The organism is Serratia bockelmannii (assembly GCF_008011855.1).
Classification (GTDB): Bacteria; Pseudomonadota; Gammaproteobacteria; order Enterobacterales; family Enterobacteriaceae; genus Serratia; species Serratia bockelmannii.
Genome location: NZ_VOUX01000026.1, coordinates 39,253 through 60,087, shown reverse-complemented (window position 1 = coordinate 60,087; position 20,835 = coordinate 39,253). Strand labels below are relative to the sequence as shown.

At 59.4% G+C, this 20,835-nt stretch carries 18 protein-coding genes and 1 riboswitch; of the genes, 8 read left to right on the top strand and 10 right to left on the bottom strand.

What is annotated here, in order from left to right; all coding sequences use genetic code 11:
• Positions 1–122: 122 nt before the first annotated feature.
• Together murI and btuB are read right to left on the bottom strand one after the other, a co-directional pair.
• Positions 123–986 carry a glutamate racemase gene (gene murI / locus FOT55_RS13515; protein ID WP_147823567.1) on the bottom strand — a complete coding sequence of 288 codons (864 nt, stop codon included), beginning with the start codon at positions 984–986 and terminating at the stop codon, positions 123–125.
• Positions 931–2,808 carry a TonB-dependent vitamin B12 receptor BtuB gene (gene btuB / locus FOT55_RS13510; RefSeq protein ID WP_147823566.1) on the bottom strand — a complete coding sequence of 626 codons (1,878 nt, stop codon included), beginning with the start codon at positions 2,806–2,808 and terminating at the stop codon, positions 931–933. The genes murI and btuB overlap by 56 nt, the downstream gene beginning before the upstream one ends.
• A 69-nt stretch (positions 2,809–2,877) precedes the next feature.
• A riboswitch (cobalamin riboswitch) is annotated at positions 2,878–3,097 on the bottom strand.
• 115 nt (positions 3,098–3,212) lie between these two features.
• On the opposite strand from btuB, the gene trmA reads away from it, so the two are divergent.
• Positions 3,213–4,316 (top strand): tRNA (uridine(54)-C5)-methyltransferase TrmA, encoded by a 1,104-nt coding sequence (gene trmA / locus FOT55_RS13505; RefSeq protein ID WP_147823565.1) that lies wholly within the window; start codon positions 3,213–3,215, stop codon positions 4,314–4,316.
• Positions 4,317–4,350: 34 nt separating this feature from the next.
• Here the strand turns inward: trmA and FOT55_RS13500 are convergent, their stop codons facing one another.
• Positions 4,351–4,722 carry a YijD family membrane protein gene (locus FOT55_RS13500; RefSeq protein ID WP_033649905.1) on the bottom strand — a complete coding sequence of 124 codons (372 nt, stop codon included), beginning with the start codon at positions 4,720–4,722 and terminating at the stop codon, positions 4,351–4,353.
• 16 nt (positions 4,723–4,738) lie between these two features.
• Complete coding sequence (gene fabR, locus FOT55_RS13495; protein WP_004931044.1) at positions 4,739–5,371, bottom strand: HTH-type transcriptional repressor FabR; 633 nt, start codon at positions 5,369–5,371, stop codon at positions 4,739–4,741.
• Positions 5,372–5,589: 218 nt separating this feature from the next.
• Between fabR and sthA the strand changes: the two genes are divergently transcribed.
• Positions 5,590–6,987: a Si-specific NAD(P)(+) transhydrogenase gene (sthA, locus tag FOT55_RS13490; RefSeq protein ID WP_004931047.1), complete on the top strand. Its 1,398-nt coding sequence runs from the start codon at positions 5,590–5,592 to the stop codon at positions 6,985–6,987.
• Here sthA and oxyR read toward each other — a convergent pair.
• Entirely contained in the window at positions 6,970–7,887 is a 918-nt protein-coding gene (gene oxyR / locus FOT55_RS13485) for a DNA-binding transcriptional regulator OxyR (RefSeq protein WP_025304651.1), read from the bottom strand. The two genes, sthA and oxyR, sit on opposite strands and share 18 nt — an antisense overlap.
• 151 nt (positions 7,888–8,038) lie before the next feature.
• Between oxyR and FOT55_RS13480 the strand changes: the two genes are divergently transcribed.
• From FOT55_RS13480 to FOT55_RS13465, 4 genes are all read left to right on the top strand, one after another.
• A complete protein-coding gene (locus tag FOT55_RS13480) occupies positions 8,039–8,770 on the top strand; it encodes a glutathione peroxidase (RefSeq protein ID WP_015379403.1) in 732 nt (243 codons plus the stop codon).
• 72 nt (positions 8,771–8,842) lie between these two features.
• A complete protein-coding gene (locus FOT55_RS13475) occupies positions 8,843–10,291 on the top strand; it encodes a dihydrolipoyl dehydrogenase (protein ID WP_147823564.1) in 1,449 nt (482 codons plus the stop codon).
• A gap of 162 nt (positions 10,292–10,453) precedes the next feature.
• Positions 10,454–10,714 (top strand): hypothetical protein, encoded by a 261-nt coding sequence (locus FOT55_RS13470; RefSeq protein WP_025304653.1) that lies wholly within the window; start codon positions 10,454–10,456, stop codon positions 10,712–10,714.
• Entirely contained in the window at positions 10,701–11,027 is a 327-nt protein-coding gene (locus FOT55_RS13465; RefSeq protein ID WP_019452249.1) for a type II toxin-antitoxin system HicB family antitoxin, read from the top strand. The genes FOT55_RS13470 and FOT55_RS13465 overlap by 14 nt, the downstream gene beginning before the upstream one ends.
• 36 nt (positions 11,028–11,063) lie before the next feature.
• Here FOT55_RS13465 and argH read toward each other — a convergent pair whose 3' ends face one another.
• The 4 genes from argH to argC form a co-directional block, all read right to left on the bottom strand.
• Positions 11,064–12,437, bottom strand: coding sequence for an argininosuccinate lyase (gene argH, locus FOT55_RS13460; protein WP_147823563.1), 1,374 nt, complete (start codon positions 12,435–12,437; stop codon positions 11,064–11,066).
• A 69-nt stretch (positions 12,438–12,506) separates the two neighbouring features.
• On the bottom strand, positions 12,507–13,727 hold the full coding sequence (locus tag FOT55_RS13455; protein WP_033649897.1) for an argininosuccinate synthase: 1,221 nt from the start codon (positions 13,725–13,727) through the stop codon (positions 12,507–12,509).
• A gap of 25 nt (positions 13,728–13,752) precedes the next feature.
• Positions 13,753–14,526, bottom strand: a complete 774-nt coding sequence (argB, locus tag FOT55_RS13450) for an acetylglutamate kinase (protein ID WP_016929723.1) — start codon at positions 14,524–14,526, stop codon at positions 13,753–13,755.
• Between the two features lie 20 nt (positions 14,527–14,546).
• On the bottom strand, positions 14,547–15,551 hold the full coding sequence (gene argC / locus FOT55_RS13445; RefSeq protein WP_025304655.1) for an N-acetyl-gamma-glutamyl-phosphate reductase: 1,005 nt from the start codon (positions 15,549–15,551) through the stop codon (positions 14,547–14,549).
• 216 nt (positions 15,552–15,767) lie between these two features.
• Here argC and argE point away from each other — a divergent pair, with 216 nt between their 5' ends.
• Both argE and ppc read left to right on the top strand, forming a co-directional pair.
• Complete coding sequence (gene argE, locus FOT55_RS13440; RefSeq protein ID WP_187181943.1) at positions 15,768–16,913, top strand: acetylornithine deacetylase; 1,146 nt, start codon at positions 15,768–15,770, stop codon at positions 16,911–16,913.
• Positions 16,914–17,170: 257 nt separating this feature from the next.
• Complete coding sequence (gene ppc / locus FOT55_RS13435) at positions 17,171–19,807, top strand: phosphoenolpyruvate carboxylase (protein WP_049205361.1); 2,637 nt, start codon at positions 17,171–17,173, stop codon at positions 19,805–19,807.
• Positions 19,808–19,914: 107 nt separating this feature from the next.
• On the opposite strand, the gene metF is transcribed toward ppc, so the two are convergent.
• A complete protein-coding gene (gene metF, locus FOT55_RS13430; RefSeq protein ID WP_004931071.1) occupies positions 19,915–20,811 on the bottom strand; it encodes a methylenetetrahydrofolate reductase in 897 nt (298 codons plus the stop codon).
• Between the last annotated feature and the right edge of the window lie 24 nt (positions 20,812–20,835).

Sequence of the window (20,835 nt, the reverse complement as noted above, 5' to 3'; positions counted from 1 at the left end):
ACCCGGCGGCTTGTCAGTCGTTGTTCCCGGTCAGTGGAGGCGCATTATAGGGAGTTCTCGGCAGGCCGCAACCCCTATTTTCAATATTTTTTCCGACCGTTGAATGTTTAACCAAAACACCGTTAAAGCGGCAGTATTTTCAACGATTTAAAGCCATAGCCCTGCAAAACGGGCAATAAAGCGTCAGTATCTTCATTTAACGCCATGCAATACGCCAGATTCTCTTCCTGGCTCGAGACCAGGTTTTCCTGCGTAGAGATGAGCCAGGCGGTGCGACGGGCAATCGCCGCGCCGGAATCCACCAATCGGGTGCCTTCCGGCAACACTTGCATCAGCTCTTCAGCTAATAGAGGGAAATGGGTGCAGCCCAGCACGACGGTATCCGGCGGCTCGCGCATGCTCAGCCACGGATGCAGGATCTTCTTCAGCACCGGTAGCGGCACGGCTTCGCCATGCAGCTTGGCTTCCGCCAGCTCCACCAGTTCTGAAGAGCCCAGCAGTTCAATCTTGCAGTCGGTGGCGAAACGGGAAATCAGCTCATGGGTATAGCTGCGCTGTACGGTGCCGCGGGTCGCCAACAGGCCGACAATGCCGTTAACGGTAAGGCGGGCCGCCGGTTTGATGGCGGGCACCACGCCCACGACAGGGAAACTGAAACGCTCGCGCAGAGCCGGCAAGGAGACCGTGCTGGCGGTGTTGCAGGCGATGACGACAATCGCCAGAGGATGACGTTGCTGTACCGCGCCGACAATTTCCAGCACGCGCTCAACGATAAACTCTTCGGACTTCTCGCCGTAGGGGAACGCCACGTTGTCGAAAGCGTATATATAGTGGAGATCCGGCAGCAACTGCCGAACCTCCTGATACACCGACAACCCGCCGACGCCGGAATCAAAAACCAGCACCGTCGGGCGAGGTGTGGCGGTGCTGTTAGAAGGTATAGCTTCCAGTGAGGTAGTATTCTCTTCCTGGAGTAGCGTAGCCATAGGCCGTCTCATAATCTTTATCAAACAGGTTGGCAATTCTACCACGAACTGTCAGATGAGATGTGACCGGATACGAAACTGCGAGATCCCACAGGCTCACGCCGCCGAGTTTAACCGTCGGGCTAGGATAAACGCCATAATCCTTGTCGTAGCGCTCACCCAGGTATTGATAGGTCACTGCCCAATCAAAGTCGTACAGTTGCCAATCCAGCTCGTATTTCACCTGCTGTTTAGCGCGGCGCAGCAGCACTTCGTTGGTTTTAGCATTGCGCGGGTCGACATAATCGTAACCAATCTGATGCGTCAGCGGGCCGGTTTCAAAAGAAGCCGTGGCCTCTACACCTTTAATGGTCGCCTTACCGATATTATAATAGCGGTAACTCACCGGATCGCTGTCGATAAGATTATCAATGTCATTGCGATAACCGGAAATACGCCAGGTCACAGGCCCGGTCAAGCCTTCAAAACCGCCTTCCCATTGCTTGCTTTCTTCCGGTTTCAAATTATTGTTGCCGTAAGTGGTACTAAACAACTGGTTCATGTTTGGCGCTTTGAACGCGGTACCGTAAGAGGCAATGAAACGATACCCCTCGATGAATTCCCAGGCTGCACTGGTTTGCCAGGTGCCGTGCCAACCGAACTCCGAGTTGTCGTCGCCACGCGCAGCAGCCTCCAGCGTCACCGGTCCCACCAACTGTTGCCCAGTCAGATAGATGCCAGTATTGCGCTGGCTTCTCTCGCTGCTGACGGACGCGGTACCCGGTTTGATTTGTTGATCCTGCCAATCTGCGCCCGCACTAATGGTGCCTTGGGCAACCTTGAACGTGTTGCCCCACTGCAGATTGTACTGTTCCGAATCATCCAAACTGGAGGAGATCGCATACTGGCCTTTGCGCGGATCATAATTGTAGTCTTTGCTGTGGCTGTAACTCCCCACGAGCTGCGTGGCGTAAATCCCTTCCTGATAGCGCAACCCCGTGTCCCATGTTTGGCTGTACAGCTTACGGGTATCGGGCAGACCGGTAATATTGAAGTCTTTATCGTAAGAATAGAATCCATCGTAGCCTGTACGATTATCGTAACCATAACCACGCACAAAACCGCTGATTTGCTCGTTAAATTGGTGCTGCAATGCGCCGTAGAGCAATTTGCTCATAAAGCCGTCGCGATCGGGCTGAGGAATACTGGTATTACCTTCAGCCACCACGTCATACCCTTTGGTATAGGTGTAATTCCCCGCCACCGTCGCCACGGTGCTGTCACCCAGTTGTTGTTGGGTCGACGCGTCATAGGATTGATAGCCGTTGGAGCCGACGCCGGCTGAGAGCGTCGTGCCGTTCTTTTCGCGGGTGGTAATAATGTTGACCACGCCGCCGATGGCATCGGAGCCGTACACCGCCGAGCGCGGGCCGCGAATGTATTCGACTTTCTGCACCAGCGAAATCGGGATTTGGCTGAGATCGGAAGAACCACTGACGCCCGCCTGATTAAGGCGAATGCCGTCAATTAGCACCAGCACATGGCTGGAGTTGGTGCCGCGAATAAACAGCGAGCTCTTTTGTCCCAATCCACCGTTTTGGCCAACGTCCACGCCTGGCAAACGGCGCATCACGTCGGTCAGGCTCTTGGCCTGCCAGCGATCGATATCGTTGCGGGTGACGACGGAGGTCGGCGCCAGCACGGAAGAAACCGGCTGCGGGAAACGGTTGGCGGTCACCACCAGGTTATCGCCATTCGTGGCTGTGGTGTTGTCTTGCGCCCATCCAGAAAAAGCCGTGACGGAGGAGACCACCGCCAGCAGCGTATTTTTTGTAATTGTCATGAGAAAAGCATCCAAACTTAATTGGCGGATGCCGCAGGATCATGGCCGGTAGTTCGCGACGGCCACGGACATTGCGACGTAACACCGGCAGGTCTTCGGGCTTGGGATTTGCGGGCCGCGGGGCGCGACCAGCAACGGGCGATGACTTCCCATCCTGCAGTGGACAGTGTCTGCGTCGAAACGCTATCGCCGTGACTTCCCCTTACCGCTGCGCGTCAGCTCCGGATTCACACCGGATTCCCTTTTCACTCGCTGCTTGAGGCCGGACGGCAATGCTACGATCAATGAAAATAGATGTCTAGACTGCTACTAATGTTACAAATAATAAACGCGACAAAACTGGACTTCACGGGCTGATTCCCTACAATCCCCGCTGATCAAATTTGCCTGACGAGAAGACACACATGACGCCCGAGAATTTGCCTATTGAACGTTACGATGACCAACTGGCGGAGAAAGTCGCCCGCCTGAAGATGTTGATGTCACCGTTCGCGGCGCCCGAGCCGGAAGTGTTCCGCTCGCCAGTCGACCATTACCGCATGCGCGCCGAATTCCGCATCTGGCACGACGCGGATGACATGTATCACATCATGTTCGATCAACAGACCAAGCAGCGTATTCGCGTCGACCAGTTCCCGGCGGCCAGCGAGCTGATCAACCGCCTGATGACCGCCCTGATCGCCGCGCTGAAACCGGAGCCGATCCTGCGCCACAAGCTGTTCCAGATCGATTATCTGTCGACGCGAAGCGGCAAAATCATCGCTTCGCTGCTGTATCACCGCAAGCTGGATGACGTTTGGCAACAGCGAGCCGAGCAGCTGCGCGACGAGCTGCGCGCTCAGGGTTTCGACCTGCAGCTGATCGGCCGGGCGTCGAAGACCAAGATCATGCTCGACCAGGATTATGTTGACGAAGTGCTGCCGGTCGCCGGCCGCGACATGATCTATCGTCAGGTGGAAAACAGCTTCACGCAGCCCAACGCGGCCATGAACGTGCAGATGCTGGAGTGGGCGTTGGCGGTTACCGCCGGTTCCAAAGGCGATTTGCTGGAGCTGTACTGCGGCAATGGCAACTTCTCGCTGGCGCTGGCGCGCAATTTCGAGCGCGTGCTGGCGACCGAGATCGCCAAACCGTCGGTGGCGGCGGCGCAGTACAACATCGCCGCCAACCATATCGACAACGTGCAGATCATCCGCATGGCGGCGGAAGACTTCACTCAGGCGATGAATGGAGTACGCGAATTCAACCGGTTGAAAGGCATCGATCTGAGCGGCTACAACTGCGAGACGATTTTCGTCGATCCGCCGCGCAGCGGGCTGGACGATGAAACGGTGAAGATGGTGCAGGCTTACCCGCGCATTCTGTATATTTCATGCAATCCGGAAACGCTGTGCGCCAACCTGGAAACGCTGCAGGCCACCCACCGGGTCAGCCGTCTGGCGCTGTTCGATCAGTTCCCTTATACCCATCACATGGAATGCGGCGTGTTGCTGGAAAAGCACCGCTGATATGACAGGGGCGCCATGATGGCGCCCCGTTTCATTACGATTCTTGAGTCGGCGCATCCGGCGCCTTACGCGCCTTCAGTTTCATGCCGATCCACAGCACCAGCGCCACGCAGATCACCGACGGCAGGAAGTTGGAGCCGATCTGCGGATACTCGGCGCGCACGATGGCGCTGTACATTAGCAGCCCCAGCAGGAAGCAGGCCGCCGCCAGCTTCGGCATGCCGTCCGGCATGGCGCGGTTCAGGTAACGTTGATGCAGGCAGTACACCGCCAGCACCAACGCGATCAGCGGGAAGATCGAAAACGGCACTACCGAGCTGAACAACGCGGCAAACGAACCGTTGATCGAAAGGCCGGCAATCAACGCCAGCAGTAAGGTGCCATTTTCACGGCCTGGTTTTTCCATCATTTTTTTACCTTTTTTATACGTGGGACACAGAAGCTTTTTCTTGTTCGCGACGATACCAGTAATACGCCCCTTTGGAGATCATCCGCAGCTGCAGCACCAGCCGTTCTTCCAGCTGCTGCCGCTGCTCGACGTCGATATCCAGCGCTTCCGCGCCGGCGCTGAACACAATGGTGACCATCGCTTCCGCCTGCGCTTCGGTAAAGCTGCGCGGCATGTGGTTTTCCAACTCGAGGTAGTCCGCCAATTCGGCGATGAAATGCTGGATCTCGCGCGCCACCGCCGCACGGAATGCCGCCGATGTGCCGGAGCGCTCGCGCAGCAGCAGGCGGAAGGCGTTCGGGTTGTTGCCGATAAATTCCATAAAGGTGGACACCGAGGTGCGGATCACGCTGCCGCCTTTGGCGATGCGTTGGCGCGCCTGGCGCATCAACTGACGCAGCATCAGGCCGCTTTCGTCCACCATGGTCAGCCCCAGCTCATCCACATCGCGGAAATGGCGATAAAACGACGTGGGCGCGATGCCTGCCTCGCGTGAAACTTCCCGCAGACTCAGGCTGGCGAAGCTGCGTTCGGCGCTCAGCTGGCTGAAAGCAGCTTCGATCAGGGAACGACGAGTCCGTTCTTTTTGTTGTGCTCTGACGCCCATATGCATATCCGGATAGGTTCCATTCTCTCAGTCTAACGCCCTAGACTCGGCAATATAGCAAATTTTATTGCAACAGCATTTATACTAACGCGTTCTATCACACTTCCGCCCTGAGCCGATTGTGCTTTGACTCAAAAAGCCTAATGGTGATTGGGTGAGCAGCGCTATGATGTTAAGATACCGTTGTAATCTTGTATAAAAAAACAGGTCTCTCCTACATGCAACAGCACTATCAATTTGATGCCATTGTGATTGGCTCGGGCCCTGGTGGTGAAGGTGCCGCCATGGGGCTGGTGAAACAGGGCGCCCGCGTGGCCGTTATCGAACGGTACAATAACGTAGGCGGCGGATGTACCCACTGGGGCACCATCCCTTCCAAAGCCCTCCGCCACGCCGTCAGCCGCATTATCGAATTCAATCAGAACCCGCTTTACAACAACTCGCGCACGCTCAGCGCGACCTTCCCTGACATTTTACGCCACGCCGATAACGTCATCAGCCAGCAGACCCGCATGCGCCAAGGGTTCTATGAGCGGAATCAGTGCAAACTGTTCGCCGGTGACGCGCGCTTCATCGACGCCAACACCGTCAGCGTCAGCTATATGGACGGTACCCAGGACACCATCCGCGCCGACCACATCGTGATCGCCTGCGGCTCGCGTCCTTACCATCCGGCCAGCGTCGATTTCAATCACCCACGCATCTACGACAGCGACTCCATTCTCGAACTGAGCCATGAGCCGCGCCACGTCATCATTTACGGCGCCGGGGTGATCGGCTGCGAGTATGCGTCTATCTTCCGCGGTCTGAACGTCAAGGTCGATCTGATCAACACCCGCGATCGCCTGCTGGCGTTCCTCGATCAGGAAATGTCGGATTCGCTCTCTTACCACTTCTGGAACAACGGCGTGGTGATCCGCCATAACGAAGAGTTCGAGAAGATTGAGGGCACCGAAGACGGCGTAATCGTGCACCTGAAGTCCGGCAAGAAGGTGAAAGCGGACTGCTTGCTGTACGCCAACGGCCGTACCGGCAACACCGATTCGCTGGGGTTGGAAAACGTCGGCCTGGAGTCGGACAGCCGCGGGTTGCTGAAGGTGAACAGCATGTATCAAACCGCGCTGTCGCACATCTATGCGGTCGGTGACGTGATCGGCTATCCGAGCCTGGCTTCCGCCGCCTACGATCAGGGCCGCATCGCCGCGCAGGCGATCGCTTCCGGTGAAGCCAGCGGTCACTTAATCGAAGATATCCCGACCGGCATCTACACCATTCCGGAAATCAGCTCCGTCGGCAAAACCGAGCAGGAACTGACGGCGATGAAGGTGCCGTATGAAGTGGGCCGCGCCCAGTTCAAGCATCTGGCGCGCGCGCAGATCGCCGGGATGAACGTCGGCAGCCTGAAGATCCTGTTCCATCGCGACACCCTGCAGATCCTCGGGATCCACTGCTTCGGCGAACGTGCGGCGGAGATCATCCACATCGGTCAGGCGATCATGGAACAGAAAGGTGAAGGCAATACTATCGAGTATTTCGTTAATACGACCTTCAACTATCCGACCATGGCCGAAGCCTACCGGGTGGCAGCGCTTAACGGCTTAAACCGCCTGTTTTAACGCGTTGTCGATGTAGCCCTGCATGTGCTCGCGGATCGCTTCGGCCAACTGCTCATAACGGCTGCGCAGTGGGGAACCGGGGCGATACACCAACGCGATGGTGCGCTTCGGCTCCGGCTTGTAGCAATCCAGATAGCAGACGCCATCGCGCTCGCGCTGCGGCGGCACCGCCAGGGACGGCAGCAGGGTAATGCCGCTGCCGGCCGCGACCATATTGCGCAGCGTTTCCAGACTGGTGGCGCGGAAGTGGGTATCCTCGTCCGCGCCCGCCTGGAAGCAGAAGCCCATCGCCTGATCGCGCAGGCAGTGGCCATCTTCCAGCATCAGCAGCTTTTCTCCCGCCAAATCCGGCATCGCCACGCGCTCGCGCTGCGCCCACGGGTGATCGGAATACACCGCCAGCTTCATCGGTTCATCGAACAGAGGCACTTCGATAAACGCCTCGGTTTCCTTCACCAGCGCCAGAATGGCGCAGTCCAGCTTGCCGCTGTCGAGTTGCGCCAGCAGTTGGTGGGTTTGCGCTTCGTGCAGGTACATTTCCAGTTTCGGGAAGGTTTTGTGCAGCGTCGGGATGATCTGCGGCAGCAGATAAGGCCCCACGGTCGGGATCAGACCGATGTGCAGCGGCCCGGACATGGCCTCGCCCTGCTGGCTGGCCATCTCCTTCAATACTTTCACTTCTCGCAGCACGGTGCGCGCCTGCTCCACCAGCAACAGGCCCGCCTGGGTGAACAGTACCTTGCGGCTGGTGCGTTCGAGCAGCATGACGCCCAACTCGTCTTCCAGCTTGCGGATCTGCCCGCTCAGCGTGGGTTGGCTTACATGGCATGAATCGGCCGCGCGGCGGAAGTGCCGGTGCTCGGCCAAGGCGACCAGATACTCTAAATCACGAATATTCATTGTTTCCCTCCATTCCATGATAGCTCATGGCGATAGATAAGATAGCAATGAGCGATTAGATCTATCAAGCCCCAGCGACAATAATGTGTCCCAACGAAGCGATATCGCGCTAAATGCTAAAAATTACTTTTCCTAATTAAGGGGTTAATCAATGTTTACCAGTCAAGAAGGCAAGAAAGTTCCTCAGGTTACTTTCCACACCCGTCAGGGCGACCAATGGATTGATGTGACCACTGATGACCTATTCAAAAACAAAACCGTCATTGTTTTCTCGCTGCCGGGCGCGTTCACGCCGACCTGTTCTTCGAGCCACCTGCCGCGCTACAACGAACTGTCCAGCGTATTCAAGCAGCACGGCGTCGACAGCATTCTTTGCGTCTCCGTGAACGACACCTTCGTGATGAACGCCTGGAAAGCCGACCAACATGCGGAAAACATCACCTTCGTGCCGGACGGCAACGGTGAATTCACCAAAGGCATGAACATGCTGGTCGAGAAAGCGGACCTGGGCTTTGGCCCTCGTTCATGGCGCTACTCGATGCTGGTGCGCAACGGCGTGGTCGAGAAAATGTTCGTCGAGCCGAACAAGCCGGGCGACCCGTTTGAAGTGTCCGACGCCGACACCATGCTGAAATACCTGGCGCCGGAATTCAAAGTGCAGGAATCGGTCTCCCTGTTCACCAAACCGGGTTGCCCATTCTGCGCCAAAGCCAAACAGATGCTGCAAGAGCGCGGCATTCAGTATGAAGAGATCGTCCTGGGCAAAGACGCCACCACCGTTAGCCTGCGCGCCGTCAGCGGCCGCGCCACGGTGCCGCAGGTGTTCATCGGCGGCCGTCACATTGGCGGCAGCGACGATCTGGAAACTTTCCTGTCAGCTTAATAAGTAATAACAAAGCCAACGTGAACTTTGGCGGGCTACGGCCCGCCCTTTTTTTACCTTTCAGGAGCGGATATGAAACTGTTGAACGTTGATGTTGCGGTCATCGGCGGCGGCACCGCAGGGCTCGGCGCCTATCGCGCGGCCAAACTGTCTACCCCCAGCGTGGTGATGATTGAAGGCGGGCCTTACGGCACCACCTGTGCGCGCGTTGGCTGCATGCCATCCAAATTATTGATCGCCGCCGCCGAAGCGGTGCATCAAATCGAACGCGCGCCGGGCTTTGGCGTGCACCCAGCCGGTAAAACCCGCATCGACGGACGCGAGGTGATGGCGCGCGTCAAACGCGAACGCGATCGTTTCGTCGGCTTCGTGCTGGAAGGCGTGGACGAGATCCCGGCCGCCGACAAAATTCAGGGCTATGCCCGCTTTATCGACGACAACACGCTGCAGGTCGATGACCATACGCGCATCGTGGCGCAGCGCATCGTGATCGCCACCGGCTCTCGCCCCAGCTGGCCAGCGCTGTGGAACGAACTGGGCGATCGCCTGATCGTCAACGACGATCTGTTCAACTGGGATGACTTGCCGCAGTCCGTGGCGGTATTCGGCCCCGGCGTCATCGGGCTGGAGCTGGGGCAAGCGCTGCACCGCCTCGGCGTCGACACCAAGGTCTTCGGCATCGGCGGCGCCGTCGGGCCGCTGACCGACAGCGCCGTGCGCGATTACGCTGCGAAGGCGTTGGGAGAAGAGTTCTACCTCGACGCCGACGTGAAAGTGGAGATGATGCAGCGCGAAGGCGACCGCGTATTTATCCGCTATCAGGATCTGCAGGGCCAGTCGCAGGAGATCCTGGTGGACTACGTGCTGGCCGCCACCGGCCGCCGCCCCAACGTCGATCGGCTGGGTCTCGAAAACACCGACCTGCAGCTCGACGCTCGAGGCGTGCCGCTGGCCGACCGCCTGACGATGCAAACCAGCGTGCCGCATATCTTTATCGCCGGCGACGCCAGCAACCAGCTGCCGCTGTTGCACGAGGCCAGCGATCAGGCGCGCATCGCCGGCGCCAACGCCGGCAGCTTCCCTGAGATCAATCCAGGTCTGCGCCGCAGCGCGATTTCGGTGGTGTTCTCCGATCCGCAGATCGCCATGGTCGGCTCGACTTTCCGCGAGCTGAGCGAGAAGTTCAGCGCCTGCGGCTGCTTTGAAGTGGGCAAAGTCTCGTTTGAGAATCAGGGCCGCTCGCGGGTGATGCTGCGCAATAAGGGCATTTTGCACGTCTACGGCGAGCAAGGCACCGGCCGTTTCCTCGGCGCGGAAATGATCGGCCCCGACGCCGAACACATTGCGCACCTGTTAGCCTGGGCGCACCAACAGCAGATGACCGTCGATCAGATGCTGGACATGCCGTTCTATCATCCGGTGATCGAAGAAGGCTTGCGCACCGCGCTGCGCGATCTGCAGGCGAAGCTCAAACTCGGCACGGCCGAAATCGAGCGCTGCCAGCGCTGTCCGGGTGAGTAACCTCTTATTCTCCGTTTATATCCACCGGGCCTTCAGGCCCGGTTTTTTTGCGCAGCACTTTCCACAATTTCCTCCCTCCGCTTGCCTCACGGCCCGCCCGCGCTCATTTTTTATGCTTTGGCATTGAAGTGATACCAATAACGATACTAAAATGGAGGCGGCATGAACGAGATCAGGGATGACATCGCTGATTTGCAACAGCGGCAGAACAGCATCAAATTCGCCGAGTTAGCGAAAGTCTGCGTGCGATGGTTTGGGCCGCCGCGCATAAACGGTAGCAGCCATCACGTTTATCGCATGCCCTGGCCAGGCGATCCGCGCATCAATATCCAACGCGGCAACAACGGCGCGGCCAAGGCATATCAGGTTAAGCAGGTCATCGCCGCACTGGCCAGAATGGAGGAAGAACATGGAAAAGCATGAACACTATACCTATCGCATCACCTGGTCAGCGGAAGATCGTGAATATGTCGGGCTGTGCGCCGAATTCCCCTCGCTGTCCTGGCTGGCCGCCACGCGTACCGGCGCACTGGAGGGTATCGAAAAAGTCGTGAGCGAAACGATCGCCGACATGCTGGCGCAAGGTGAAACGCCGCCGCAGGCGCTGGCGGAAAAGAACTTCAGCGGAAAACTGGTGTTACGCATGACGCCGGAACAGCATCGCCGGCTGGCGATCGGCGCGATGGAGGAAGGCGTGAGCCTGAACCGTTATCTGTGCGCACGCCTCGCGGGGTAGAGGTGCAAGGGCGGCACCAGGCCGCCCTTATCGTCCTCAAGCTAAACGCTGTTTCGCTGCGGCGATTGCCGCGGCCACCTGCTGCGGCGCGACGCCGCCTTTGGCCGCACGTTTGTCCAGGCAGGATTGCAACGCCAGGATCGGATAGACGTCGTCGCCAATCGTCGCGCTGAACTGCTGCAAATCCGCCAACGGCAGCGCTTCCAGCGGTTTGCCCTGGCGAATCGCCTCTACCACCGCCTCACCGACGATATGGTGCGCTTCGCGGAACGGCACGCCCTTGGCGACCAGGTAATCCGCCAGCTCGGTGGCGTTGGCATAGCCCTGCTCCGCCGCTTCCTGACAGCGCGGGCGCTTCACCTGAATGCCGTCCAGCACCAGCGCCGCCATCTGCAGGCAGTCCATCCAGGTGTCGAGCGCGTCGAACAGCCCTTCTTTGTCTTCCTGCATGTCTTTGTTGTACGCCAGCGGCAGGCCTTTCAGCGTCATCATCATGCCGGTCAGCGCGCCCTGTACGCGGCCGCACTTGCCGCGGATCAGCTCCAGCGCGTCCGGGTTTTTCTTCTGCGGCATCAGCGAAGAGCCGGAGGTCACGCGGTCAGACAGCTCGACAAACGCCGCTTCGCCGCTGTTGAAGAAGATCAGATCTTCGGCGAAGCGAGACAGGTGCACCATGCTGATGGCGGCGTTGGACAGCAACTCCAGCACGTGATCGCGATCGGATACGCTGTCCAGGCTGTTGCGGGTCGCCGAGGCGAAGCCCAGCCAGCCGGCCAGTTGCTCGCGATCGATAGGATACGCAGTGCCGGCCAGCGCGCCGCTGCCCAGCGGGCTGACGTCCAGCCGTTTCAGGGTATCCTGCAGTCGGCTCTCATCGCGCGCCAGCATCTCGACATAGGCCAGGCACCAGTGCGCGAAAGTCACCGGCTGCGCGCGTTGCAGGTGGGTATACCCCGGCATCACCGCATCCTGATTGGCTTCGGCGGTCTCCACCAGCGCCTGCTGCAGCTGGACGATCGCCTGATGCAGATCGCCGATCTGCTGTTTGCACCACAGCTTCAGATCGGTCGCGACCTGATCGTTGCGGCTGCGGCCAGTGTGCAGCTTCTTGCCCAAATCGCCGACCTTCTCGATCAGCTTCTGCTCCACCCAGCTGTGGATGTCTTCGGCATCGCTTTGGACTATCGCCAAAGGATCGGCCTGGACTTCCGTCAGTAGTGCATTCAGCGCCTGCTCCAGCAGCTGTTGCTCCGTTGCCGTCAACACGTTAACGGTCACCAGCGCCTTCGACCAGGCCACCGAGCCCACGATATCCTGCTCCGCCAGGCGATAATCGAACCGCAGCGAATCATTGAGTTGCTTGAACCGCTGATCCGCCGCCTGAGTGAACCGTCCGCCCCAAAGTGCCATACCTTTACTCCTGAATTTTTATGCGAAAGGGCGCAGCATGCTGCGCCCTTGCAGAGTCACGCCAATCGGTTATTTATTCTTTTTCTCGTTCAACGCGCGGATGCGTGAAGACAGAGAGAACAGGCGGATAAAGCCGCCCGCGTGGCTGTGATCGTAAACTTCGTCTTCGCCGAAGGTGGCGAACTCTTCGGAGTACAGGCTGTTGGCGGATTTCTTCTGAATCGCCGTCACCTGACCTTTGTACAGCTGCAGCACGACTTCGCCGTTCACCTCTTCAGCCAATGCTTCGGCAGAGGCCTGCAGCGAGCGGCGCAGCGGCGCGAACCAACGGCCGTCGTACACCACATAGGACATCTCCAGGCCCAGCTGCTCGCGCCATTTGAAGCTGTCGCGATCCAGCACCAGCTGCTCGACGGCACGCAGCGCCGCCACCATGATGGTGCCCCCTGGGGTTTCATAACAGCCGCGGGATTTGATGCCCACCAGGCGGTTTTCCACGATGTCGATCCGGCCGACGCCGTGTTTGGCGCCTAGCGCGTTCAAGGTTTCCAGGCACTGGTACGGCGACAGCGCTTTCCCGTTAACCGCCACGACGCGGCCTTTCTCAACGGTGACGGTCACCTGCTCAGGCTGATCCGGCGCTTCCTGCGGATCGACGGTCCATACCCAACAATCTTTGTTCGGCGCATTCCACGGGCTTTCCAGCACGCCGCCTTCGGTGGAGATGTGCCAGGCGTTCTCATCGCGGCTATAGATTTTTTCCAGCGACGCGGTGGTCGGGATGTTGCGCTCTTTCAGGTAATCCAGCAGCGCTTCACGGGAACGCAGGTTCCACTCGCGCCACGGCGCCACCACTTTCAGCTGCGGCGCCAGCGCGGTGTAGGTGGTCTCGAAACGCACCTGGTCGTTGCCTTTGCCGGTCGCGCCGTGGCACAGCGCATCGGCGCCCACTTTCAACGCCAGCTCGACCTGCGCCTTGGCGATGATCGGCCGCGCCATCGAGGTACCCAGCAGGTAGCTGCCCTCGTACAGGGCGCCGGTCTGTAGCACCGGATAAACGTAATCGCGGATAAATTCTTCACGCAGATCGACCACGTGACATTCAGAGGCACCGGACTGCAGGGCTTTTTGCTCCACGCCTTCCAGATCGCTGCGCTCCTGGCCGATGTCCGCCACGAACGCCACCACTTCACAGCCGCCGTAGTTCTCTTTCAGCCATGGAATGATGGCCGAGGTATCCAGGCCGCCGGAGTACGCCAGAACGATTTTTTTGATGCCTTGGTTTTGCATGATCTATTCCTTTCTAATTCTAAAATTAAGCGAGGATCCGGGTGCCAATCGACACGCCGTTAAACAAAGCAGGAAGCTGATCGGCATGGCGCCAGCTGGCGATATCCACCGGGCGGCCGAGGGTGCGGGCGGCGTCGAGCGCCGCATTCACCTTCACCACCATACCATCGGTGATGATGCCTTGCGCGATCAGTTGTTCCGCTTTTTGCGCCGTCATTTCCGCAATGCGTTGCCCCTTGCCGTCGAGGATGCCGCTGACGTCCGACAGCAGGATCAGGTCCGCCCCCAGCGTCGCCGCCAGCGCCGTCGCCGCCTGATCGGCGTTCACGTTCATTAACTGCCCTTCGGCGGTGATGCCGATGGAGCTGATAACCGGCAGGTAGCCGGCGCCCAGCAGGGTATTGAGCAGCGCGGGCGAACCGGGCTGCGCGTTGCCGACGTGGCCCAATGCCGGATCGAGCGGGGTCACGACCGCGCTGCCGCCGTCCGCCAGGCTCAGGCCGACGGCGTTGATTTGATGTTTAATCGCCCACGCCAGCAGCGTTTTGTTGGCGGTGCCGGCCAGCGCGCCGGTGATGATGTCGATCTGATCGGCCGGCGTGACCCGCAGGCCGTTCTTTTTCACCACCGGCAAAGCGAGCTGCTTCATCAGTTCGTCCACCACGCAGCCGCCGCCGTGCACGATCACCAGCGGACGCTGATGCTGCTGGCGGTAGCTGTCCAGCGCGGTAAACAGACGCTCCAGCGCTTCTTCACTGTCTAATAACACGCCACCTAACTTGATAATTAACGGGTTCATTGCTGTTTACTCACGCTGGTTTAAAGGAGTGACTGGGTTTCCGGGAAGCCGAAACGGATATTCAGGCATTGCACCGCCTGCGCCGCCGCGCCTTTCAGCAGGTTGTCTTCCACCGCGACGGCGATCAGATGCTCGCCCTGCACCGCAAAACCGATATCGCAGAACGGCAACCCCACCACCGCTTTCAGCGCCGGCACGCCCTGGTCGTACAACCGCACCAGCGGCTTGTCGTCATAGGCGGCATGATAGGCGGCCGCGACGTCCTGCGCGGTCACGCCGGCTTTCAGGCGGCAGGTGATGGTTTCAAGGATGCCGCGCGGGAAGTTGCCCAGGTGCGGCGTAAAGATAACCGGCACGCCCAGGTGCGCGGCGATCTCCGGCTGGTGCCGGTGAGTGAAAATACCGTACGGCTGCAGGCTCACTTCGCAGAAGCTGGTGGTCATGCTGGCCTTGCGACCGGCGCCGCTAACGCCGCTGGTGGCGTTGATCACCGGCCACTGGTCGAGGTTCAGCAGCTGTTTTTCGATTAACGGTTTCAGCGCCAGCTGCGCCGCCGTCGGGTAACAGCCCGGCACGGCAATCAGCTGCGCCTGTTTGATCTTGTCGCTCTGCCACTCCGCCAGGCCGTACACCGCCTGCTCCAGCAGGGCGCCATGCTGATGCTCGAAACCGTAGTACTGGCTATAAAAACCGGCGTCCTGCACGCGAAAGGCGCCGGACAGATCGAACACCACGCAGCCCGCCGCCAGGAAGGCCGGTGCGATATCGTGGCTGACTTCATGGGCGGTGGCGAGGAACACCACGTCGATGCCCTGCGCCGCCTTGGCAACGTCGGTCAACGGTTGCAGCGGCAGATCAACGATGCCTTTCAACTGGGGATGGAGATCGGAAAGCAACTTTCCTGCATCTGCACTTTGCGCTGAAACCGCTAAAGCGGTTATGTTCATGTGTGGGTGGCGATTCAGGTAAGCCGTGAGCTCCGCTCCGGCGTAACCGCTGGCACCAACGATCAGCGTATTCAACATGTGGCCTTTCACCTTCTAAACTGACGTGCGGTCGCTTGCGACCCAGGTAACAGGGCTAGCCAGCGTTGTTGCGCCGTTCACCCACGGAGCCAGGCGTTGATGCTTTTATAAACATCCGGGTATCGGGTTCCCTTACGCTTCGGCTTACTGTATTTTTATTCAAAATAAATGCATGAATATTGATACTATCCTAACCAAAGGCTGTCAACAGTGAAGATGAAATTACCTCCATTTATTGAGCTGTACCGGGCGTTGATCGCCACTCCGTCAATCAGCGCCACCGATGCCGGCCTCGATCAGAGCAATGAGGCGTTAATCAACTTGCTGGCCGGATGGTTTGCCGACCTGGGCTTTCGCGTCGACGTACAGCCGGTGCCGGAGTCGCGCCACAAATTCAACCTGCTGGCCAGCATCGGCGAAGGCAGCGGCGGCCTGCTGCTGGCCGGCCACACCGATACGGTGCCTTACGACGAAGGCCGCTGGACGCGCGATCCCTTCACCCTGACCGAGCACGACAACAAGCTCTACGGGCTAGGCACCGCCGACATGAAAGGCTTCTTCGCCTTTATTCTGGATGCGGTGCGCGATATCGACGCGAGCAAATTGACCAAGCCGCTGTACATTTTAGCCACCGCAGATGAAGAAACGACGATGGCCGGCGCGCGTTACTTCGCCGCCTCTACCGCCATTCGTCCAGATTTCGCCATCATCGGTGAGCCGACCTCGCTGCAGCCGGTGCGCGCACACAAGGGCCACATGGCCAACGCCATTCGCATCGTCGGCCAGTCCGGCCACTCCAGCGATCCGGCACGCGGCGTCAACGCCATCGATCTGATGCACGAATCCATCGTCCGCCTGATGGAGCTGCGCAAAACCCTGCAGGAGCGCTACAACAACCCGGCGTTCGCCGTGCCTTATCCCACCATGAACTTCGGCCATATCAGCGGCGGCGACGCGGCCAACCGCATCTGCGCCTGCTGCGAGCTGCACCTGGATATCCGCCCGCTGCCCGGCATGACGCTCGACAACATCAACGAACTGATGCATCAGGCATTGGAGCCGGTGAGCCAACGCTGGCCGGGCCGCCTGACCATCGAAGAGCTGCACGCGTCGGTACCGGGCTACGAATGCCCGACCGACCACCGCATGGTGGCAGTGATCGAGGAACTGCTGGGCACCCGCACGCAGGTGGTCAACTACTGCACCGAAGCGCCGTTCGTTCAGCAGGTCTGCCCGACGTTGGTGCTCGGCCCCGGTTCCATCGATCAGGCCCACCAGCCGGACGAATACATCGACACCGCGTTTATCGAACCGACGCGCAAACTGTTGGGCCAGCTGATCAATCACTTTTGCCAGCAATAAACCCGACATTTAGCAGGGGAAATGCTTTATGCTTCCCCTAACTCAAAATAAGTAGAAGGCAGCGAAATAAGCCACGCTGATAACCCACGCGGCGTAATTAAATTTCAGAAAATGCGCCGATTTTGATGTTTTTTTGCTAAAAATAGTGTCAATTGACGATTGGACAGGAACGCGATGTGATCAGGCAGGCGGTCTGCGCCTGACGCGTGAAATTTATTTACAAGATAAAAATCATACAGAACTGGGTCAGGGGTTATATGAACGAACAATATTCGGCAATGCGCAGTAATGTCAGTATGCTCGGCAAATTGCTCGGCGATACCATCAAAGAAGCGCTGGGCGAGCATATTCTCGATCGCGTTGAGACCATCCGTAAGCTTTCCAAATCCTCACGCGCCGGCAACGAAGCGCATCGCCAGGAGCTGCTCTCCACCCTGCAGAACCTGTCCAACGACGAGCTGCTGCCGGTGGCGCGCGCCTTCAGCCAGTTCCTCAACCTGACCAACGTCGCCGAGCAGTACCACAGCATTTCGCCCAACGGCGAAGCCGCCAGCAATCCGGAAGCGCTGGCTCAATTGTTCAGCCGCCTCAAAGACAGAAAGCTCAGCGATAAAGAGCTGCAGCACGCCGTGTCGCAACTCTCCATCGAGCTGGTGCTGACGGCGCACCCGACGGAGATCACCCGCCGCACCCTGATCCACAAGCTGGTGGAGGTCAACACCTGCCTCAGCCAGCTCGATCACAACGATCTGGCCGACTACGAGCGCAACAAGATCATGCGCCGCCTGCGTCAGCTGGTAGCCCAGTCGTGGCACACCGATGAAATTCGCAAACACCGCCCTTCTCCGATCGACGAAGCCAAATGGGGTTTTGCCGTCGTGGAAAACAGCCTGTGGGAAGGCGTGCCGGCGTTCCTGCGCGAATTCAACGAACAGCTGGAAAACTCCATCGATTACAGCCTGCCGGTAGAAGCGGTGCCGGTGCGCTTCACTTCCTGGATGGGCGGCGATCGCGACGGCAACCCGAACGTCACCGCCGAAATTACCCGCCATGTGCTGCTGCTCAGCCGCTGGAAAGCCTGCGACCTGTTTACCCGCGATATTCAGGTACTGGTCTCCGAGCTGTCGATGACCGAGTGCACCCCGGAGCTGCGCGCCCGCGCCGGCGGTGACGAAGTGCAGGAACCGTACCGCGAAATCATGAAGCAGCTGCGCAGCCAGCTGATGAGCTCCCAGGCCTATCTGGAAGGTCGCCTGAAGGGCGAGCGCGTGCTGAAACCGCACGACCTGCTGGTGAACAACGAGCAGCTGTGGGAGCCGCTGTATGCCTGCTACCAGTCGCTGCAGGCCTGCGGCATGGGCATCATCGCCAATGGTCAACTGCTGGATACCCTGCGCCGCGTGCGCTGCTTCGGCGTGCCGCTGGTGCGTATCGACGTGCGCCAGGAAAGCACCCGCCATACCGAAGCCATCGCCGAGCTGACCCGCTATCTGGGGCTGGGCGATTATGAAAGCTGGTCGGAAGCCGATAAGCAGGCGTTCCTGATCCGCGAACTGAACTCCAAACGCCCGCTGGTGCCGCTGAAATGGCAACCGAGCGCCGATACGCAGGAAGTGCTGGAAACCTGCCGGGTGATCGCCGAAGCGCCGCAGGGTTCGATCGCCGCCTACGTGATTTCGATGGCGCGCACGCCTTCCGACGTGTTGGCGGTGCACCTGCTGCTGAAGGAGGCCGGCTGCCCGTTCGCGCTGCCGGTCGCCCCGCTGTTCGAAACCCTCGACGACCTGAACAACGCCGACGACGTGATGACCCAGTTGCTGAACATCGACTGGTATCGCGGCTTCATCCAGGGCAAACAGATGGTGATGATCGGCTATTCCGACTCGGCGAAAGACGCCGGCGTGATGGCCGCTTCCTGGGCGCAGTACCGCGCGCAGGACGCGCTGATCAAAACCTGTGAAAAGGCCGGCGTAGCGCTGACGCTGTTCCACGGCCGCGGCGGCTCCATCGGCCGCGGCGGCGCACCGGCGCATGCGGCGCTGCTGTCTCAGCCGCCGGGCAGCTTGAAGGGCGGCCTGCGCGTCACCGAACAGGGCGAGATGATCCGCTTCAAGTTCGGCCTGCCGGAAGTCACCATCAGCAGCCTGGCGCTGTATGCAGGCGCGATCCTCGAGGCCAACCTGCTGCCGCCGCCGGAACCGAAGAAAGAATGGCGGGCGCTGATGGACGACCTGTCCGAGACCTCCTGCCGGATGTATCGCGGCTACGTGCGTGAAAACCCGGACTTTGTGCCTTACTTCCGCGCGGCCACGCCGGAGCTGGAGCTGGGCAAACTGCCGCTGGGTTCACGCCCGGCCAAGCGCAAGCCGAACGGCGGCGTAGAGAGCCTGCGCGCCATTCCGTGGATCTTCGCCTGGACGCAGAACCGCCTGATGCTGCCGGCCTGGCTCGGCGCCGGCGCCGGATTGCAGGAAGCGGTGAAAGCCGGCAAACAGGCGGAGCTGGAAGCGATGTGTCGCGACTGGCCGTTCTTCTCCACCCGTATCGCCATGCTGGAAATGGTGTTCGCCAAAGCCGACCTGTGGCTGGCGGAATACTACGATCAGCGCCTGGTGGATAAAGCACTGTGGCCGCTGGGTCAACAGCTGCGCGATCAGCTGGAAAGCGACATCAAGGTGGTGCTGACCATCGCCAACGATGCGCACCTGATGGAAGACCTGCCGTGGATCGCTGAATCCATCGCGCTGCGCAACGTTTACACCGACCCGCTGAACGTCTTGCAGGCTGAACTGCTGCACCGTTCTCGTCAGCAGGAGCAACCGGACGCCCGCGTCGAGCAGGCGCTGATGGTCACCATCGCCGGCGTCGCCGCCGGGATGCGCAACACCGGCTAGTGAGCCTCATCGCGGCCCCGTTTATCGGGGCCGTTTTTTTATGCCTTTCCCCCACAAAAAAAGGGCGCCGCGGTAAAGCGACGCCCTTTTTCAATGGAACAAGCCTGTCAGGCGGCGGCCACCGGGCGCACGCCCAGCGTGTGGCAGATCGCGTAGCTCATCTCTGCACGGTTCAGCGTATAGAAGTGGAAATCTTTCACCCCTTCGCGGCTCAGGATCTTCACCATGTCCATGGCGATGTTGGCGCCGACCATTTTGCGGGTCTCCGCATCGTCGTCCAGCCCTTCGAACATGCTGGTCATCCAGCTTGGCACCCGCACGTTGGTCATGGTGGCAAAGCGCTGTAGCTGCTTGAAGTTGGACACCGGCAGAATGCCCGGCACGATTTCCACATCGATACCGGCGGCAACGCAGCGGTCGCGAAAGCGCAGATAGCTCTCAACGTCGAAGAAGAACTGGGTAATTGCGCGACTGGCGCCGGCATCGATCTTGCGTTTCAGGTTAATCAAATCGGCCTGGGCGCTTTTCGCCTCCGGGTGCACTTCCGGGTAGGCGGCGACGGAAATGTCGAAGTCACCCACGTCTTTCAGCAACGCCACCAGATCGGTCGCGTACATGTCCGGCTTGCCGCCGCCCGGCGGCAGATCGCCGCGCAGCGCCACGATATGGCGGATGCCGCTGTTCCAGTAATCGGTCGCAATGTCGCGCAGCTGCGCCGGGCTGGCGTCGATGCAGGTCAGGTGCGGCGCCGCCTCCAGGCCGGTGCGCTCCTTGATCCCCTTGATGATGCTGTGGGTGCGATCGCGCTCGCCGGAATTGGCGCCGTAGGTGACGGAAACGAATTTAGGTTTGAGGATGCTCAGACGATCGATCGACTGCCACAGGGTCTCTTCCATCTCGCTGGTGCGTGGCGGGAAGAACTCGAATGATACGTTAATCTGGCCGTTCAACTCCGCCAGACTCTGATTCAGCGCTTCCCGCTGGTTTGCGTGGAAAAAACTCATACCCTGCTCACCTCTTTATCGATC

Excerpts from the sequence above, each read along its gene's own strand:
- FOT55_RS13465 (WP_019452249.1), top strand. The coding sequence starts at position 10,701 with ATGGAAAAGCATGAACACTATACCTATCGCATCACCTGGTCAGCGGAA.
- argC (WP_025304655.1), bottom strand. The coding sequence starts at position 15,551 with ATGTTGAATACGCTGATCGTTGGTGCCAGCGGTTACGCCGGAGCGGAG.
- FOT55_RS13455 (WP_033649897.1), bottom strand. The coding sequence starts at position 13,727 with ATGCAAAACCAAGGCATCAAAAAAATCGTTCTGGCGTACTCCGGCGGC.
- fabR (WP_004931044.1), bottom strand. The coding sequence starts at position 5,371 with ATGGGCGTCAGAGCACAACAAAAAGAACGGACTCGTCGTTCCCTGATC.
- murI (WP_147823567.1), bottom strand. The coding sequence starts at position 986 with ATGGCTACGCTACTCCAGGAAGAGAATACTACCTCACTGGAAGCTATA.
- btuB (WP_147823566.1), bottom strand. The coding sequence starts at position 2,808 with ATGACAATTACAAAAAATACGCTGCTGGCGGTGGTCTCCTCCGTCACG.
- trmA (WP_147823565.1), top strand. The coding sequence starts at position 3,213 with ATGACGCCCGAGAATTTGCCTATTGAACGTTACGATGACCAACTGGCG.
- oxyR (WP_025304651.1), bottom strand. The coding sequence starts at position 7,887 with ATGAATATTCGTGATTTAGAGTATCTGGTCGCCTTGGCCGAGCACCGG.
- FOT55_RS13500 (WP_033649905.1), bottom strand. The coding sequence starts at position 4,722 with ATGGAAAAACCAGGCCGTGAAAATGGCACCTTACTGCTGGCGTTGATT.
- FOT55_RS13475 (WP_147823564.1), top strand. The coding sequence starts at position 8,843 with ATGAAACTGTTGAACGTTGATGTTGCGGTCATCGGCGGCGGCACCGCA.
- sthA (WP_004931047.1), top strand. The coding sequence starts at position 5,590 with ATGCAACAGCACTATCAATTTGATGCCATTGTGATTGGCTCGGGCCCT.
- FOT55_RS13480 (WP_015379403.1), top strand. The coding sequence starts at position 8,039 with ATGTTTACCAGTCAAGAAGGCAAGAAAGTTCCTCAGGTTACTTTCCAC.
- ppc (WP_049205361.1), top strand. The coding sequence starts at position 17,171 with ATGAACGAACAATATTCGGCAATGCGCAGTAATGTCAGTATGCTCGGC.
- FOT55_RS13470 (WP_025304653.1), top strand. The coding sequence starts at position 10,454 with ATGAACGAGATCAGGGATGACATCGCTGATTTGCAACAGCGGCAGAAC.
- argB (WP_016929723.1), bottom strand. The coding sequence starts at position 14,526 with ATGAACCCGTTAATTATCAAGTTAGGTGGCGTGTTATTAGACAGTGAA.
- argE (WP_187181943.1), top strand. The coding sequence starts at position 15,768 with ATGAAATTACCTCCATTTATTGAGCTGTACCGGGCGTTGATCGCCACT.
- argH (WP_147823563.1), bottom strand. The coding sequence starts at position 12,437 with ATGGCACTTTGGGGCGGACGGTTCACTCAGGCGGCGGATCAGCGGTTC.
- metF (WP_004931071.1), bottom strand. The coding sequence starts at position 20,811 with ATGAGTTTTTTCCACGCAAACCAGCGGGAAGCGCTGAATCAGAGTCTG.